At 72.6% G+C, this 15,293-nt stretch carries 16 protein-coding genes; 9 read left to right on the top strand and 7 right to left on the bottom strand.

Annotated elements, in window-relative coordinates; translation table 11 throughout:
• Window positions 1-727: amino acid ABC transporter ATP-binding/permease protein (locus tag AF1_RS20090; protein WP_157419243.1), on the top strand; the 727-nt coding region annotated here is incomplete at its 5' end.
• 70 nt (window positions 728-797) lie between these two features.
• Here the strand turns inward: AF1_RS20090 and AF1_RS20085 are convergent.
• Window positions 798-1,943 (bottom strand): NDMA-dependent alcohol dehydrogenase, encoded by a 1,146-nt coding sequence (locus tag AF1_RS20085; RefSeq protein ID WP_067801321.1) that lies wholly within the window; start codon window positions 1,941-1,943, stop codon window positions 798-800.
• A 217-nt stretch (window positions 1,944-2,160) separates the two neighbouring features.
• Here AF1_RS20085 and AF1_RS20080 point away from each other — a divergent pair, with 217 nt between their 5' ends.
• From AF1_RS20080 to AF1_RS20065, 4 genes are all read left to right on the top strand, one after another.
• Window positions 2,161-3,018, top strand: coding sequence for a YwiC-like family protein (locus tag AF1_RS20080; protein ID WP_084263147.1), 858 nt, complete (start codon window positions 2,161-2,163; stop codon window positions 3,016-3,018).
• A 146-nt stretch (window positions 3,019-3,164) separates the two neighbouring features.
• Complete coding sequence (locus AF1_RS20075; protein WP_067801315.1) at window positions 3,165-3,392, top strand: FeoA family protein; 228 nt, start codon at window positions 3,165-3,167, stop codon at window positions 3,390-3,392.
• Complete coding sequence (feoB, locus tag AF1_RS20070) at window positions 3,385-5,505, top strand: ferrous iron transport protein B (RefSeq protein ID WP_067801311.1); 2,121 nt, start codon at window positions 3,385-3,387, stop codon at window positions 5,503-5,505. Before AF1_RS20075 ends, feoB begins: the two co-directional genes overlap by 8 nt.
• Window positions 5,502-5,780, top strand: a complete 279-nt coding sequence (locus tag AF1_RS20065; RefSeq protein WP_067801308.1) for a FeoC-like transcriptional regulator — start codon at window positions 5,502-5,504, stop codon at window positions 5,778-5,780. The genes feoB and AF1_RS20065 overlap by 4 nt, the downstream gene beginning before the upstream one ends.
• A gap of 22 nt (window positions 5,781-5,802) precedes the next feature.
• On the opposite strand, the gene arsB is transcribed toward AF1_RS20065, so the two are convergent.
• On the bottom strand, window positions 5,803-6,894 hold the full coding sequence (gene arsB, locus AF1_RS20060) for an ACR3 family arsenite efflux transporter (protein ID WP_067801305.1): 1,092 nt from the start codon (window positions 6,892-6,894) through the stop codon (window positions 5,803-5,805).
• A complete protein-coding gene (locus AF1_RS20055) occupies window positions 6,891-7,178 on the bottom strand; it encodes an ArsR/SmtB family transcription factor (protein WP_207394113.1) in 288 nt (95 codons plus the stop codon). Before AF1_RS20055 ends, arsB begins: the two co-directional genes overlap by 4 nt.
• A 124-nt stretch (window positions 7,179-7,302) precedes the next feature.
• Here AF1_RS20055 and AF1_RS20050 point away from each other — a divergent pair, with 124 nt between their 5' ends.
• Window positions 7,303-7,725 (top strand): arsenate reductase ArsC, encoded by a 423-nt coding sequence (locus AF1_RS20050; protein ID WP_067801300.1) that lies wholly within the window; start codon window positions 7,303-7,305, stop codon window positions 7,723-7,725.
• A gap of 29 nt (window positions 7,726-7,754) precedes the next feature.
• Window positions 7,755-8,441 carry an NAD(P)-binding domain-containing protein gene (locus AF1_RS20045; RefSeq protein WP_176579667.1) on the top strand — a complete coding sequence of 229 codons (687 nt, stop codon included), beginning with the start codon at window positions 7,755-7,757 and terminating at the stop codon, window positions 8,439-8,441.
• A 39-nt stretch (window positions 8,442-8,480) separates the two neighbouring features.
• Here AF1_RS20045 and AF1_RS20040 read toward each other — a convergent pair whose 3' ends face one another.
• Complete coding sequence (locus AF1_RS20040; protein WP_067801294.1) at window positions 8,481-8,897, bottom strand: CBS domain-containing protein; 417 nt, start codon at window positions 8,895-8,897, stop codon at window positions 8,481-8,483.
• Between the two features lie 153 nt (window positions 8,898-9,050).
• A complete protein-coding gene (locus tag AF1_RS20035; protein WP_174548871.1) occupies window positions 9,051-11,141 on the bottom strand; it encodes an adenosylcobalamin-dependent ribonucleoside-diphosphate reductase in 2,091 nt (696 codons plus the stop codon).
• A 40-nt stretch (window positions 11,142-11,181) separates the two neighbouring features.
• On the opposite strand from AF1_RS20035, the gene polX reads away from it, so the two are divergent.
• Entirely contained in the window at window positions 11,182-12,981 is a 1,800-nt protein-coding gene (gene polX, locus AF1_RS20030; RefSeq protein ID WP_242608911.1) for a DNA polymerase/3'-5' exonuclease PolX, read from the top strand.
• Between the two features lie 58 nt (window positions 12,982-13,039).
• Here the strand turns inward: polX and AF1_RS20025 are convergent, their stop codons facing one another.
• The gene (locus tag AF1_RS20025) at window positions 13,040-13,795 is read right to left on the bottom strand and encodes a PspA/IM30 family protein (protein ID WP_207394112.1); all 756 of its coding nucleotides are present in this window, start codon (window positions 13,793-13,795) and stop codon (window positions 13,040-13,042) included.
• Window positions 13,796-13,959: 164 nt separating this feature from the next.
• Here AF1_RS20025 and AF1_RS20020 point away from each other — a divergent pair, with 164 nt between their 5' ends.
• A complete protein-coding gene (locus AF1_RS20020) occupies window positions 13,960-14,325 on the top strand; it encodes a GNAT family N-acetyltransferase (RefSeq protein ID WP_067801289.1) in 366 nt (121 codons plus the stop codon).
• 77 nt (window positions 14,326-14,402) lie between these two features.
• On the opposite strand, the gene AF1_RS20015 is transcribed toward AF1_RS20020, so the two are convergent.
• Complete coding sequence (locus tag AF1_RS20015; protein ID WP_067801288.1) at window positions 14,403-15,197, bottom strand: HPF/RaiA family ribosome-associated protein; 795 nt, start codon at window positions 15,195-15,197, stop codon at window positions 14,403-14,405.
• Window positions 15,198-15,293: the final 96 nt, after the last annotated feature.

The raw sequence follows: 15,293 nt of genomic DNA, 5'->3' as shown, positions 1-15,293 counted from the left end.
CCCGGCGCCCGCCGCCGACCCGCCCCGCCCGCTGCCCGCGCCGCGCGGCGACCTGCTCCGGGTCCGCGGCCTGCGCGCCCGCTACGCCGCGGATTCACCCTGGGTCCTGGACGGCATCGACCTCGATCTGCGTCCCGGCCGCCGGGTCGCGCTGCTCGGCCCGAGCGGCGGCGGCAAGAGCACCCTGGCGCACCTGCTGGTCCGGTTCCGCGATCCCGACGAGGGCGGCATCACCCTCGACGGCCATGATCTGCGCGACTACGCGCAGGACGACGTCCGGCGCGCGATCTGCCTGGTCGACCAGCACGCCCACCTGTTCGCCACCACGATCCGCGCCAACGTGGCCCTCGCCAGGCCGGACGCCACCGAACCCGAGATCGTCGACGCGCTGCGCCGGGCCCGCGTCTGGGACTGGATCGCCGGCCTCCCCGGCGGTCTGGACACCCACGTGGGCGAGCACGGCGCCCGCGTCTCCGGCGGCCAGCGTCAGCGGATCGCGCTGGCCCGCGCCTTCCTGTCCGGCGCGCGGCTCGTGATCCTGGACGAACCCACCGCCCACCTCGACCCCGCGACCGCCCGCGAGCTCCTCACCGACGTTCTCGGCGACACGTCCGGGGCGGGCATCCTGCTCATCACCCACGCACCCCCGCCGCCGGGGACCGTCGACCAGATCCTGCACCTGGAAGCCGGTCGCCTCCGGGAACCCGGTGAGCGCAGCGCACCGTGATCGATCCGGCGGGCATGGCCGGTCGGACCGTCCGGCCCGCGCCGCCCGGGGCGGGCCGGGGCGGGTCGCGTCAGTACTTGATCATGCCGCGGATGTTCTTGCCGTCCCGCATGTCCTGGTAGCCCTTGTTGACCTCGTCGAGGGTGTAGGTGGTGGTGACCAGCTCGTCCAGCTTGAGCCTGCCCTCGTCGTAGAGGCGCAGCAGGCGCGGGATGTCGCGGCGCGGGTTGGCGTTGCCGAAGATGCAGCCGACCAGTTCCTTGCGCTGCATCGCCAGGTCGAACAGGTTCAGCTTCACGTCCTCCTGGACGATCGGCGCGACCGCCGTGACGACGCCGCGGCCGCCCTTGGCGACCATGCCCATCATGGGGCCGATGAGGTCGCCGGTCGCCACGCCGGTGGTGAGGATGACCTTGTCGGCGTTGGCGCCCCAGGTGAGCTCGCCGACCTGGGCCGCGGCCTCCTCGATGGACGCGGCAGTGTGGGTCGCGCCGAACACGCCGGCCTTCTCCCGCTTCCAGCCGACCGGGTCGACGGCGAAGACGTGGCGGGCGCCGGCCATGGCGGCGCCCTGCACCGCGTTCATGCCGATGCCGCCGAGGCCGATCACCACGACGGTCTCGCCGGGCCGGACATCGGCGGCGTTGACGGCCGAGCCCCAGCCGGTGGTGACGCCGCAGCCGACGAGCGCGGCCTTGTCCAGCGGGATCCAGTCGTCGATCTTGATGGCGGACGCCTCGTTGACCACGGTGTACGGCGAGAACGTGCCGGTGCAGCACATGATGCCGAGGTCCTTGCCGCTCTTGGAGTGGTGCCGGGCGGTCATGTCGCCGATCTGCCGTCCGGCCAGCAGCACCGCGCCGAGGTCGCAGACGTGCTGGCGGCCCATGGCGCAGGAGGGGCAGCGTCCGCACGCCGGGATGAACGACAGGACGACGTGGTCGCCCTCCTGCAGCGTGGTCACGCCGGGTCCGACCGCGACCACCTCGCCCGCGCCCTCGTGCCCGCCGATGACCGGGAACTGCTCCCAGCCCATGAGCTTGGCGATCTCGGGGTCGAGCACCATGTCCCCGGTGACCAGGTGCTCGTCGGAGTGGCACAGCCCGGAGGCCGCGAGCTTGATCTTGACCTCGCCGGCCTTGGGATCGTCGAGTTCGATGTCCTCGATGCTCCAGTCGGTGTGGGGTTCCCACAGAATCGCCGCTCGTGTCTGCACTGCTGCCTCCCGATGGACGCACTGGAGCCGTTGGTGCTACCTGGATACTAGAACTTGGTTCGGGAAGCTAGAGGTCAGCGCCTTTCGGTCGGGGCCGGTTCGCCGGCCGGACTCACCGTGAAGTAGTTTTTACATAGCACGGCTGTATTAACTGCTTTGGGGTGGCTGCGGGCCGGTACGTCCTGTCCGGCGGCGCACCGCCTCGGAGGTGGGACCGATGGCGAGAAACACCGGGTCGCCGGCGCCGGACGCGCGCCGCCGCGCACCCTCGCACAGCCCGTCCGCAGGCGGGACGTCCACGCCCGGGACGTCCCGGCATCGGGCGCCCTCGCGCGGAGCCGCCTCGCGCAAAGCGCCGTCCCGCCGCAGGCGCCGCTGGATCCCGCCGCAGCACGGCGCGTGGGCGATGCTGCTCGTCCCGTACCTGGCGGGGCTGCTCGCCTTCGGCTTCTCCTGGCCCGACCTGCCGCTGCTCGTCGCGTGGATCGCCGGCTACCTGCTGTCGTACTACGCGCTGCTCGCGGTCAAGACCCGCCGCCTCGGCAAGTTCCGTCCCCAGGTCCTCGCCTACGGGGGGACGGCACTGGCCGCCGGGGCGACGGTGCTGCTCGCGCGCCCGCAACTGCTGGCCTTCGCGCCGGTCTTCGCGGTGGCGCTCCTGGTCAACGGCCTGTTCGCGGCCCGCCGCGACGACCGGGCGCTGCTGAACGGGCTGGTGTCGGTCGCCGCCGCCACGCTCATCCTGCCCGTGGTCGCGGTGGTCGCCGGGGAGTCGCCCTGGAGCACCGGCGAGGTGGCCGTGGTGACGTTCCTGTACTTCGCCGGGACGGTCCTGTTCGTCAAGACGTGCATCCGCGAGCGGGACAACACGAAGCTGTTCGCGGTCTCGACCGGGTTCCACGCGGGCGCCGCCGTCCTGGCCGCCTGGCTGAGCCCGGTGTACGCCGTCCCCTTCGCCTGGTACCTGGCCAGGGCCGTCGTGCTGCGCCGCCGCCGCTACTCGGCGAAGCAGATCGGATTCGTCGAGGTGGCGTCGTCGGTGCTGCTCCTCGTGGCCGTCGCCATCGCGGCCTGACCGGGCCGCGGGACTTCCGGCCCGCCACGCCGGGACCAAGGTCCTTTTTTACAATAGAAGCTGTGACTTAACTCGCAGTCCGTGGATATCCACCCCTTTCTTAGGTAATCCTTACCTCACTGAAGGTCGAGTGGATCGAGGACACGGTGACGCCACGCGAAGCGACCACGGGCGCGGCCATGCGGCTGAGCCGGGTCACCGGTGACCGCAGGCATCGCCGCCGGCTCGTCGAACTGGGCTTCGTGCCCGGCGCGGACGTCTCGGTGATCGCCAGGGGCGTGAACGGCGGGCTCATCCTGGCCCTCGGCGACGCGCGGGTGGCCGTGGACGCCGGGACGGCGGCCACGCTCCTCGTCGAGCCGTCCCATGACTGACGTCCGGCCCGCGAAGACGCTGCTCGCCAAGTCCTGCTGCGACGAGCACACCGGCACGGTGGACGAACGCGCTCCCCGGGTGGCGCTCGCCGGCAACCCGAACGTGGGCAAGTCCACGCTCTTCAACACGCTCACCGGCGCCCGGCAGAGCGTCGGGAACTGGCCGGGCAAGACGGTGAGCGTCGCGCGGGGCACCTGGCGGGCGTCCGGCGGCGACGTCACCCTGATCGACCTGCCGGGGACCTACAGCCTCCTGCCGGGCTCACCCGACGAGGCGCTCACCCGCGACGTGCTCGTGGACCACGGCATGGACGGCCGCCCGGACGCCGTCGTCATCGCCGTCGACGCCGCCAACCTCGCCCGGAACCTGTATCTCCTCGCCCAGGTCATGGAGACCGGCGTGCCGCTCGTCGTGGCCCTCACCATGGTCGACGTCGCCCGCGCCCGCGGCGTGCGGGTCGATGCCGACCGGCTGTCGGCGCTGGTCGGCGCGCCCGTCGTCCCCATGGTGCCGCGCCGTGGCGAGGGGCTGGACGCGCTGGACCGCGCCGTCGCCGAGGCCCTCGCGAACCCGCGTCCGCCGGCCGTCCCGCCCCTCGGCGACCACGTCGAACCGGCCCTGGCCGCGCTGGCCGCCGAACTGCCCGCCGCGTCCACCGCACGGTTTCCGGCACGCTGGCTCTCCATCGCGCTGATCACCGGCGAGCCCGTCCCGGGCGTCCCGGACGGGACCGCCGCCCTGGCCCGCGACCTCGGCGCCGCCCTCGTGGACGGCGACGACCTCGGCGACCCGGAGGTCCTGGTCGCCGAGCAGCGCTACGCGTGGGTGCACAAGGTCATCGCGGACGTCGTGACCCGCCGCGGCGACACGCGGACCACCTGGTCGGACCGGGTGGACCGGGTGCTCACCTCCCGCTGGTCCGGTGCCCCGATCTTCCTCGCCGTCATGTGGGGCGTGTTCGTCCTCACCACGAAGGCCGCCGCGCCCCTCACGGCCGCGCTGCAGGCGCTGATCGACGGTCCGGTGGCGGGCGCGGCCGGCGGCGCGCTGACCGCGATCGGCGCCGGCGCCCCGGTGCGGGGCCTGGTGGTCGACGGGATCATCGCCGGGGTCGGCCAGCTGCTCGGTTTCGTGCCGCTGATGGCCATCATGTTCGTGCTGCTCGCGGTCCTGGAGGACTCCGGCTACCTCGCCCGCGCCGCCTTCGTCGTGGACCGGCTGATGCGGCTCATCGGGCTGCCCGGCCGCGCCTTCCTGCCGCTGATCGTCGGGTTCGGCTGCAACGTCCCGGCCGTGGCGGGCACCCGCATCCTCGCCGACCGCAGGCACCGCCTGCTGACCGGCCTGCTCGTCCCGTTCGTCACCTGCAGCGCCCGCCTCACCGTGTACGTGCTGGTGGCGAGCGTGTTCTTCGGCGACGCCGCCGGCACCGTGGTGTTCGCCATGTACGTCCTGTCGATCGCGCTGGTGATCGGCATCGGCCTGCTGCTGCGCCGCACCCTGTTCCGCGGCATGGCCGGCGAGCCGCTGGTGCTGGACCTGCCCCCGTACCGGCTGCCCACGCTCCGGCTGATCGGCACGCAGACCTGGGTGAAGCTCCGCGCGTTCCTCCGCACGGCCGGCGGCGTGATCGTCGCGACCGTCACCCTGGTCTGGCTGCTGTCGTCGATCCCGGTCGGCCAGGGCACGTTCGGCGACACCCCCGTCGAGCACAGCGTCTACGGCGTGGCGGCCCGGACCGCGGCACCGGCCTTCGCCCCGGCGGGCTTCGGCGACTGGCACAACTCCGCGGCCCTGCTCACCGGCTTCGTCGCCAAGGAGGCCGTCGTCTCGACCACGGCGCAGACCTACAGCATGAGCGAGAGCGCCGGAGACGGCGAACTCGCCCCGGCCCTGCGCGCCACCTTCGACCGGACGTCGGGCGGGCATCCGCTCCCGGCCGTGCTGGCGTTCCTCGTGTTCCTCCTCGCCTACACGCCGTGCATGGCCACCGTCGCCGCCCAATGGGCCGAGATGGGCGGACGGCTGACCCTCTTCGGCATCGGCATGCAGCTCACCGTGGCCTGGCTCCTGGCGGTCGCGGTGTTCCAGCTGGGGAGCCTGTTCTGGTGAGCCCCCTGCGACGACTCCTCGAAGAGATCACCGCCGCGCACGAACCGGTCAGCCTGGAGGAGATAGCCCGCCGCGTCGGCGTGACCCGCGACGAGGCCGAGTCCATGGTCGCCTACTGGACCCGCAAGGGCCTGCTGACCACCGACGACCTCACCGCCGCCTGCCCTGCCACCGGCTGCGGCGGCTGCGCGCTCGGCAGGAACGGCAAGCCCGGCTGCGGCCCCCGCGGCTCGGGCCCCGCCCTGCTGGCCATCACCCGCTCCCCGCACCGCTGACGGCCGGCGGTGTCCCGCCGGGTCAGGCCGTCCGTTCGGTGCGGTTGCGCAGCCACAGCGAGACGTACACCAGGGCGACCAGGACCGGGACCTCGATGAGAGGGCCGACGACACCGGCCAGGGCCTGCCCGGAGGTGACGCCGAAGGTGGCGATGGTGACGGCGATGGCCAGTTCGAAGTTGTTGCCGGCGGCGGTGAAGGCGAGCGTCGCGGTGCGCGGGTAGGGCAGCCGGACGGCGCGTCCGAGGGCGTAGGAGCCACCCCACATCAGCGCGAAGTAGGCCAGCAGCGGCAGGGCGATGCGGGCGACGTCACCGGGCCGGGACGTGATGGTGTCGCCCTGCAGCGCGAACAGGATGACGATGGTGAACAGCAGCCCGTACAGGGCGAGCGGGCCGATGCGGGGCAGGAAGCGGGTCTCGTACCAGTCGCGGCCGCGGGTCTTCTCGCCGATGCGGCGGGAGAGGTATCCGGCCAGCAGCGGGATGCCGAGGAAGACCAGCACGTTGACCACGATCTTGCCGGTGGAGAAGTGCAGGTCGTCGGTGGCCAGGCCCAGCCATCCGGGCAGCACGCGCAGGTAGAACCAGCCCAGTGCGCCGAACGCGACGACCTGGAAGAGCGAGTTGAGGGCGACCAGGACGGCGGCGGCCTCGCGGTCGCCGCGGGCCAGGTCGTTCCAGATGATGACCATGGCGATGCAGCGGGCGAGCCCGACGATGATCAGACCCGTGCGGTACTCGGGCAGGTCGGGCAGGAACGTCCAGGCCAGTGCGAACATCACCGCGGGGCCGACCAGCCAGTTGAGCACTATCGAGGAGATCATCAAGCGGCGGTCGCCGGTGACGGTGTCGAGCCGGTCATAGCGCACCTTGGCCAGCACCGGATACATCATGACCAGCAGCCCGAGCCCGATCGGCAGGGAGACACCGCTGATCTCGACCTTGGCCAGCACGTCGTCCAGGCCGGGAATCGCGCGGCCCAGCAGCAGCCCGGCGGCCATCGCCGCGAGGATCCACGCCGGCAGGAAGCGGTCGAGGACGGACAGCCGGGCGACGAGGCCGCGTTCCGCATCGTGCGCCGGTGCGGGAGGCTCGGTGTGCGAGGTGGTCACGGGCAGGGTCTCTTCCGGGTCTCGGAGCGGGTCTGTTCGGCGGCGCCGGCCAGTCCGGTCAGCTCGGCCGCCAGGGCGCGCAGCGGCTCGGGACGCAGCCGGTAGTAGGTGAACCGGCCGCAGGGTTCGGAGTCGACCAGCCCGGCCTCACGCAGGGCCCGCAGGTGGTTGGAGATGTTGGTCTGCCGGGCGCCGGTCTCCTCGACCAGGTGGCACACGCACAGCGCCTCGTGGGCCAGCAGTTCGACGATACGGGCCCGCAGCGGGTCGCCGAGCAACCGCAAGCCATCATTATCAACTGATATCATCACAGACTGATATTTTAGCAGCCGTATCTCCGTGCCGGAGGACGGCCTTGCGCCGGCCCGAGCCGCACACGGAGCCCGAGCCGCGGACGGAGGAAGCGCCGTGTCCGACAAGCCGAGCGTGCTGTTCGTCTGCGTGCACAATGCGGGCCGCTCCCAGATGGCCGCCGCCTATCTGACCCACCTGGCCGGAGACGCGGTCGAGGTGCGTTCGGCCGGGTCCGAGCCCGCCGAGGCGGTCAATCCCGCCGTGGTGGCGGCGATGGCGGAGGACGGCATCGACATCTCCGCCGAAATCCCCAAGGTGCTGACCGCGGACGCCGTCCGGGGCTCCGCTGTCGTCATCACCATGGGCTGCGGCGACACCTGTCCGGTCTTCCCCGGCAAGCGCTACCTGGACTGGACGCTGGACGATCCCGCCGGGCGGGGCGTCGAGGCCGTCCGCCCCATCCGCGACGAGATCCGCGAGCGCGTCGCGGCCCTGGCCGCCGAGCTTCTCGGCCCCGCGGGTTCGCGAGGGGCCTGACCGCGCCGCACCCCGCCGGGGCTCGGCCCGTGACGCCGTCTGCGGACGCCGGGGAGGTGCTGCACTCGGCCGGCTACCGGCGCCCCGAACCGTTCGCCGGGAAGCGGGTGGTGATCGTCGGCGGCGGGAACTCGGCCGTGCAGATCGCGGTCGAACTGGCCGCCGTCGCCGACGTCACGCTGGCCACCCCGCATCCGCTGCGGTTCACCCCGCAGCGCATCGCGGGCCGCGACGTCCACATCTGGCTGCGGCGCACCGGCCTGGACACCGCAGGCTGGGCCCGGCCGCTGCTGACCGGCGGCAAGGGCACCCCGGTCATGGACACCGGCACCTACCGGGACGCCGTCGCCTCGGGGAACCCCGACCGCCGCCCGATGTTCACCCGCCTGGACGGTGACCACGTCGTCTGGGCCGACGGCGTCCGCGAGCACGCCGACGTGGTGCTGCTCGCCACCGGATACCGGCCGGACGCCGGCTACCTGGCCGGACTCGGCGCCCTGGACGAGGACGGGACGCCCCGCCACCGCGGCGGCGTCTCCACCACCCATGCCGGGCTCGGTTACGTCGGGCTGGAGTGGCAGCGCTCGCTCGCCTCGGCCACCCTGCGCGGCGTCGGCGCCGACGCCCGCCACGTTCTCACCCGGCTGCTCAAGCGGTCACGCCGCACCGGAGCGCGAGCCTGTGCGAGGCGGCTCCCCGCGGCGGCGGGCCGGTGACCGGCCCGCCGCACGGCCGGGAACCGCGGCACTCGCCGGTCAGCGGGCGCAGATCGCCTCGACGAATTCGCCGACGGTCTCTTCGGGCAGGCTGCGGGCCAGGTCGGCCTCGCTGATCATGCCGACCAGCCGGCGGTTCTCCAGGACCGGAAGCCGGCGGATCTGGTGCTCCTCCATCGCCTGCAGCACCGAGTCCACCTCGGCGTCGGCGTCCACGGTGACGGGTTTGCCCTGGGCGAACTCGCCCGCGGTGGTGGACTGCGGGTCGGCGCCCTCGGCCACGCACTTGATCACGATGTCGCGGTCGGTGAGGATGCCGTGCAGCCGGTCGTCCTCCCCGCAGATCGGCAGTGCGCCGACGTCCAGGTCGCGCATCCGCTGCGCCGCGGAGGCGAGGGTGTCGTTCTCGCCGATGCAGGTGGCACCGGAGTGCATGATGTCTCGGGCAGTGGTCATGAGGTCCCCCCTGTGAGTTCTCCTCGCCGGCGTGTGCGCCCGGCGGGAGGTTGTCACCTTTCTGGCAGGCTGCGTCACCCGCCGGTGCCCGGGGCAGAGACGAAGGTCCCTGAGTTCGTAGATCTCGGGGACGGTCCGGGCCCCCGGGGCTCCTCAGTACTCGCACACATGGTGGGCGCAGCCGCCCGCGTACGCGCCGTCGACCTGGACCGGCGCCTGCCGCGGCGGTTCCGCGAGGTAGGTGAGCACCTGGCCGGGCTTGCTGCCGTACCGGTAGACGGTGATGCCCTTGACGCCGGCGCGCCATGCCTCAAGGTAGATGCGTTTCACCTCGTCGACCGTGGCGGACGCCGGAAGGTTCACCGTCTTCGACACGCCCGCGTCGATGTGCCGCTGGACGGCGGCCTGCATCGCCAGGTGCGCCTCGGGCGGTACCTGGGCGGCGGTGACGAAGGCGTGCCGCACGTCGGCGGGCACCGACGGGTGGTCGGGGAGGCTGCCGGTGGCGGCGATGTCGGCCATGAGGTGCTCGGACCAGAATCCGCGGTCGCGGGCCGTCCGCTCGAACAGCGGATCGACCTCGATGAGGTGCCGGCCCAGCACGTTGCGGACGTAGGCGAGGGCGAACATCGGCTCGATCCCCGAGGTGGTGCCGGCGATGAGGGAGATCGTCCCGGTCGGCGCCACCGCGGTCAGCTGCGCGTTGCGCAGTGGCGGCCCGCCGGCGTGGACGCTCTGGCCGAAGCAGGGGAACGGGCCGCGTTCTGCGGCGAGCTCGGCCGACGCCTCGCGGGCCGCGGCGGCGATCCGGTGGGCGATGCGGCCGGCCAGGCGGACCGCCTCCGCCGAGCCGTAGGGCACCCCGAGCATGGCCAGCAGCTCGGCCAGCCCCATGAAACCCAGCCCGATCTTGCGGGTGCGGCGCGCCGCCTCCTCCAGTTCGCCGAAGGGGAACCGGTTCACCTCGATGACGTCGTCCAGGAACCGGACCGCCAGCCTCACCGCGCCGGTCAGCCGCGGCCAGTCCACCGTGCCGCCGCTGACGAAGCGCGGCAGGTTCAGCGAGCCGAGATTGCACGATTCGTACGGCAGCAGCGGCACCTCTCCGCAGGGGTTGGCCGCCTCGATCCGCCCGAGCGAGGGCACGGGGTTGGCGCGGTTGATGCGATCGGTGAACAGCAGGCCGGGGTCGCCGGTGCGCCACGCCTGCGCGGCGATGAGGTCGAACAGCTCGGCCGCGTCCACCTCCCCGGCCGTCTCCCCGGTGCGGGGGTTCACCAGCGGCCAGGACGCCCGGTCCTGGACGGCGTGCAGGAACGCGTCGGGCGCCGCCACCGACAGGTTGAAGTTCTCGAAGTGCTCGGAGTGGGCCTTGGCCGCCGCGAACGCGCGGATGTCGGGATGCGCGCAGTCGAGCACCGCCATGTTCGCCCCGCGGCGGCGCCCGCCCTGGCGGACGACCTGCGTGGCGACGTCGAAGACGCGCATGAACGGCACCGGGCCGCTCGCGACGCCGTGCGTGGAGCGCACCGGGTCGCCGGCCGGACGCAGATGCGAGAAGGCGAATCCGGTGCCGCCCCCGCCCTGCTGGATGAGCACCGCGTCCTTGACCGCCGTGAAGATCGAGTCAAGGGAGTCCTCCACCGGGAGCACGAAGCACCCCGACAGCAGGCCCAGCTCGGTCCCCGCGTTCACCAGGGTCGGCGAGTTGGGCAGGAACTCCAGCGCCCGCATGGCCCGGCCGAACTCCCCGGCCCAGTGCGCGGAGGCGCCGGGCAGGAACTCCTCCTCCGCGCGCGCCACGTGACCGGCGACCCGGTCCATCATCTCGCCGGTGGACTCGACGACGGCGCCGGTCTCGTCCCGGCGCAGATAACGCTCCCTGAGCACGACCGTGGCCGCCAGGGTGAGCTTGAGCTCATCGCGCACGCCGAGCATGCGCTTGGAGTCCCGCAGCTCCGCGCGGCGGCTGCGGTAGAGCAGGTAGGCGCGGGCGACGTCGGCGAGCCCGGCCGTCATCAGGGTGTCCTCGACGGCGTCCTGCACCTGCTCGACCGTCGGCGCCCGCCCGTCGAAGCGCGCGGCGACCCGGTCGACCACCCGGCGCGCGGCCTTACCGATCACGCCCGGGTCCCGGACCCCGGCCTCGGCGGCGGCCCGGTCGATCGCCCGCCGGATCTGCTCGGGGTCGAACGCGACGAGCGTGCCGTCGCGCTTGCGGATCTCACGGGGGAGAACAGCCATCCACATCACCCTGTCCCGCGGTCGTGCGACCGGATTCCGTGTGCGGTACCGACCGGCCACCGGCGTCACCCGTGCCGGCCTGTACCAGGGACCTTCCCCGCTCACGGGGTACTGGTGCGTCATGCGCGTCAACGACGAGGTGGGGGCCCTGCTGGAGGAGTACGCCGATCTGCTGGCGATCACCGGCGGGGACGCGTTCAAGGTGCGGGTGTACGAGAAGGCGGCCCGGTCGGTGGCCGGTCACCCGGCGGACCTGGCCGGGCTGGACGCCGCCGGGCTGCGCGGCATCCCGAACGTGGGCAAATCGATCGCGGCGAAGATCGAGGAGTATCTGTCCACCGGGAGCATCCATGCGCTGGAGGAACTGCGGGCCCGGATCCCGGTGGGCGTCCGGCAGTTGACGCTGGTGCCCACGCTCGGCCCGAAGAAGGCGATGGTGCTCTACCACGAACGCGGCATCGACTCGGTCGAGGCGCTGTCCGAGGCCATCGAGGCCGGCCACCTGCACGGCCTGCCCGGTTTCGGCGCCAGGACCGAGGAGAACCTGCGGCACGGGATCGAGATCCTGCACAAGGCGGGCCGGCGCGTCCCGCTCGGGACGGCGCTGGAGCTCGCCGAGTCCGTCGTGGCCGACCTGGCGGCGGTCCCCGGCTGTGCACGCTGCGCGTTCGCCGGGTCGCTGCGGCGGATGAGGGAGACGGTGGGGGACGTCGACGTGCTGGCCGCGTCCGGCCGCCCGGCGGCCCTGATGGCGGCCTTCACCGGGCTGCCGCTGGCCGAGCAGGTCATCGCGGCCGGGGACACCAAGACCTCGATCCGCACCGGTGCGGGACTGCAGGTGGACCTGCGGGTGGTGCCGCCGGAGGACTGGGGCGCGGCCCTGCAATATTTCACCGGGTCCAAGGCGCACAACATCCGCACCCGCGAGATCGCCGTCCACGCCGGGCTCAAACTGTCGGAGTACGGCCTGTTCGACGTCGCGACCGGCACCAAGATCGTGTCCGCGACGGAGGACGAGGTGTACGCCCGGCTCGGGCTGCCGTGGATCCCGCCGCCGCTGCGCGAGGACACCGGGGAGATCGAGGCGGCGCTGCGCGGCGAGCTGCCCGTCCTGGTGGCCGAGGCCGACCTCCGCGGGGACCTGCACACCCACACCGACCTGTCCGACGGGCTGGCGAGCCTGCCGGACATGGTCGCCGCGGCCGCGGCCCGCGGGTACTCCTACTACGCCGTCACCGACCACGCGCCCGGCCTGGCCATGCAGCGGATGACCGACGAGAAGATGCTGGCCCAGCGCGAGCAGGTCCGCGAGCTCGACGGCCGCCACAACGGCATGCGGGTCCTGCACGGCACCGAACTCAACATCGACCCCGACGGCGGCGTCGACTGGCCGACCGGCTTCCTGGCCGGGTTCGATGTGTGCGTCGCCTCGATCCACTCCCACTTCGACCAGCCGGCCGCGGCGATGACCCGGCGGCTGATCCGTGCCTGCGAGAACCCCTTCGTCACCATCCTGGGCCATCCCAGCGCACGGCTGATCGGCCGGCGAGCGCCGGTCGACGCCGACTGGGACGCGGTGTTCGCGGCGTGCGCGCGCACCGGCACCGCCCTGGAGATCGATTCGCTCCCCGACCGCCTCGACCTGTCCGCCGGGCACGTGCGCCGGGCCCGGCGCCATGGCGTCAGGTTCGCCATCGACAGCGACGCCCACGCCGTCCCGCACCTGGCCTGCACGCGCTACGGGGTCGGTACCGCGCAGCGCGGCTGGCTCACGGCGGACGAGGTCATCAACACCTGGCCGGTGGACCGGCTGATCGGCTTCCTGCGGGCGAACCGCTGACACCCCCGGCCGGCCGGGTCCCGCCTTCCGGGCGGGACGAGGCCCGGACACGTGCGGCCTACGGAGCGTCCTGCGGGGTGTCCGGTCCGGAAGATTCGGGTCCGGTGCCGGTGGTCTTGAGCCGTTCTTTGAGTTCGGCGAGTTCCCTGTCCACGGCGGCGGCCGTGGTGATCTCCTGCATCCGGGCCTGGAATTCCTCGTCGCCGGCGGGCTGGGTGGCGTCGGCGAGCGTGCCGGAGGCGAGCAGGTCGTCCAGCGCGCTGACGCGGGCCTGCAGGCGCGCGGTCTTGTCCTGGGCGTGCAGGGCGGCCAGGCCCGCGTCGCTCATGTCCTCCGAGACACCGGTGAACGTCTCGTTGATGTAGGTTTCCGCGGCGGCGGCCGTGTACTGGGCCTTGATGGCCTCCTTGCGGGTGCCGAACGTCTCCACCTTGGCCTGCAGCCGCTTCGTCGCGTCGGCGAGCTTCCTCTCCTCCTCGCTCAACTCGTCCTGCCTTTCCTGGAGTTCGCCGGCGTGGGCGAGAACGGCCGTCCGGCGGGTGAGCGCCTGGCGGGCGAGGTCCTCGTCGCCGGCGGACATCGCCTGCTCGGCCTGCTGCGAGAGCCGGTCGGCCGAGCGCCGCAGCCCGGCGGCCCTGCGTTCGACCCCGGCGCGTCCGGTGGCGACGTCCACCAGCGCGCGCTTGACCGCCTGCAGCATCTCCACTTGCTTGTCGTAGGAGTAGTCCAGGAGTTCACGCGGGTCCTCGATGCGGTCCAGCGTCGCGTGCGTCTTGGCCTTGAACAGCGTGGCGATCCGGTCGGTGATGCTCACCGACATCACCTCCTGTCGTTGCGCGTGGCCTGTGGCCTTTCACCCACAGTCCGCACGTCCCGGCATGGATGTGTAGGGCCGTTGGTCCCTGGGGCGGTCACCGCGGGTGGGCCGGGAACCAGCCCCGGGCGTGCGGCGGCCTGGGGACCGGCAAGCTGCACCTGTTGATCGCGCTCGGCAGCGAAACGGTGATGAACCGGTTCACCGATCTCGCCCGGCGGTTTCCCGAAGACCGTTCGCTGATGCTGGTCGCGGAGAGCCGGGCCCGGATCATCGGTGGCGCGCTCGCGTTCCGGAAGGCGGACGATCCGCAGCAGGTGATCCTGCGGATCATCGCCGTTGACCCGGACCACCGGGGACGGAACCTCGGCCGCCGCCTGATGGAGAAGATCGAGCTGGAGGCGGCGGCACTGGGCGCTCGTGGGATCGCCCTCGGAGTCGGATCGGACGAGGTGGCCGGGTTCTATCTGCGGTTGGGATACCGCGGCGAATCAGTCATGACCAAACAACTGCCCCTCCCAGCGGAATGAACGCGGGGCACACGGCGCCGCGAGGCCGGGTGCCCGGCGGCTGACTTCGAGCATCTCCCGGTCGTCGCCCCCCGGGGCTACGCGGGGGTGATCAGGCCGTAGTGGCCGTCGTAGCGGTGGTAGAGCACGTTGCCTCGCGCGGTGTCGTCGTCGAGGAAGAACACCCACGGCAGCCCGATGCTCTCCAGCCGATGGATCGCCGCGGGCACGCTCAGCCGCGGCGCGGGATGGGGGCTGATCGTCAGCGGGACGGCCACCGGGTCGTGCCGGTCCTCCCGCGGGGTGACCTGGGCGAGCCGGTAGCCCTCGCCGCGGTGGTAGATGACGCTGTCCTGCCCGGTCTCCACATCGGTGAACAGCAGGAACCCGTAGTCCAGCGACTCCATGTCGAAGGCCGCCTCGTCGGGGGACTCGGAGGCCAGGGTGAACGACTTGTGCCGGATCAGCTCCCGCTCCTCGACCGGACGCGGATAGTAGTCCGGGCGCTGGGCCGGCTCGGCGTCGTGCCGCCACTCGTGCGGGCCGGGCAGGGGCTGGGCGCCCCGGCGGGCCTCCCAGTGCCGGCTGATGCGGCGGAGCCGGTGCAGCAGCCGGTCATGGAGCCGGTCGATCGCCTCGGGCATGGTCTCCGCCGCCACCTGCGCCCGCACCAGGCGGCCGTTGACGTCCAGGTTGGCCTGTGCGAGCGCCGGGCGGGCCACTGCCGGATCGGCCGCCATGGTCAGTCTCACGCGGGCGAACAGCACCGGCTCCGGCGCGTGCCCGAACACCGCGGTCACCTTGGAACGCGCGTAGTCGGCGGAGCCGTCCGGCACCGCTCCCCGGTGCTCCACGGCCACCTCGGGGGCGGCCCGGGTCGTCGATCGCTTCATGACATTCCCTCCGTCTGCGGGCCCTGACCGGACGCGGTGCGGATGACCGCCAACGGGGGGACGGGGATGACGGATGACGCCTTGCCGGCCAGGGCG

The organism is Actinomadura formosensis NBRC 14204 (assembly GCF_001552155.1).
Lineage (GTDB): Bacteria > Actinomycetota > Actinomycetes > Streptosporangiales > Streptosporangiaceae > Spirillospora > Spirillospora formosensis.
Note: the sequence above shows the minus strand (reverse complement) of the source record. Positions and strands in the feature narration are given on the sequence as shown.

Coding starts and splice junctions, on each gene's coding strand:
- AF1_RS20080 (WP_084263147.1), top strand. CDS start 2,161: ATGGCGAGAAACACCGGGTCGCCGGCGCCGGACGCGCGCCGCCGCGCA.
- feoB (WP_067801311.1), top strand. CDS start 3,385: ATGACTGACGTCCGGCCCGCGAAGACGCTGCTCGCCAAGTCCTGCTGC.
- AF1_RS20040 (WP_067801294.1), bottom strand. CDS start 8,897: ATGACCACTGCCCGAGACATCATGCACTCCGGTGCCACCTGCATCGGC.
- AF1_RS20035 (WP_174548871.1), bottom strand. CDS start 11,141: ATGGCTGTTCTCCCCCGTGAGATCCGCAAGCGCGACGGCACGCTCGTC.
- AF1_RS20015 (WP_067801288.1), bottom strand. CDS start 15,197: ATGAAGCGATCGACGACCCGGGCCGCCCCCGAGGTGGCCGTGGAGCAC.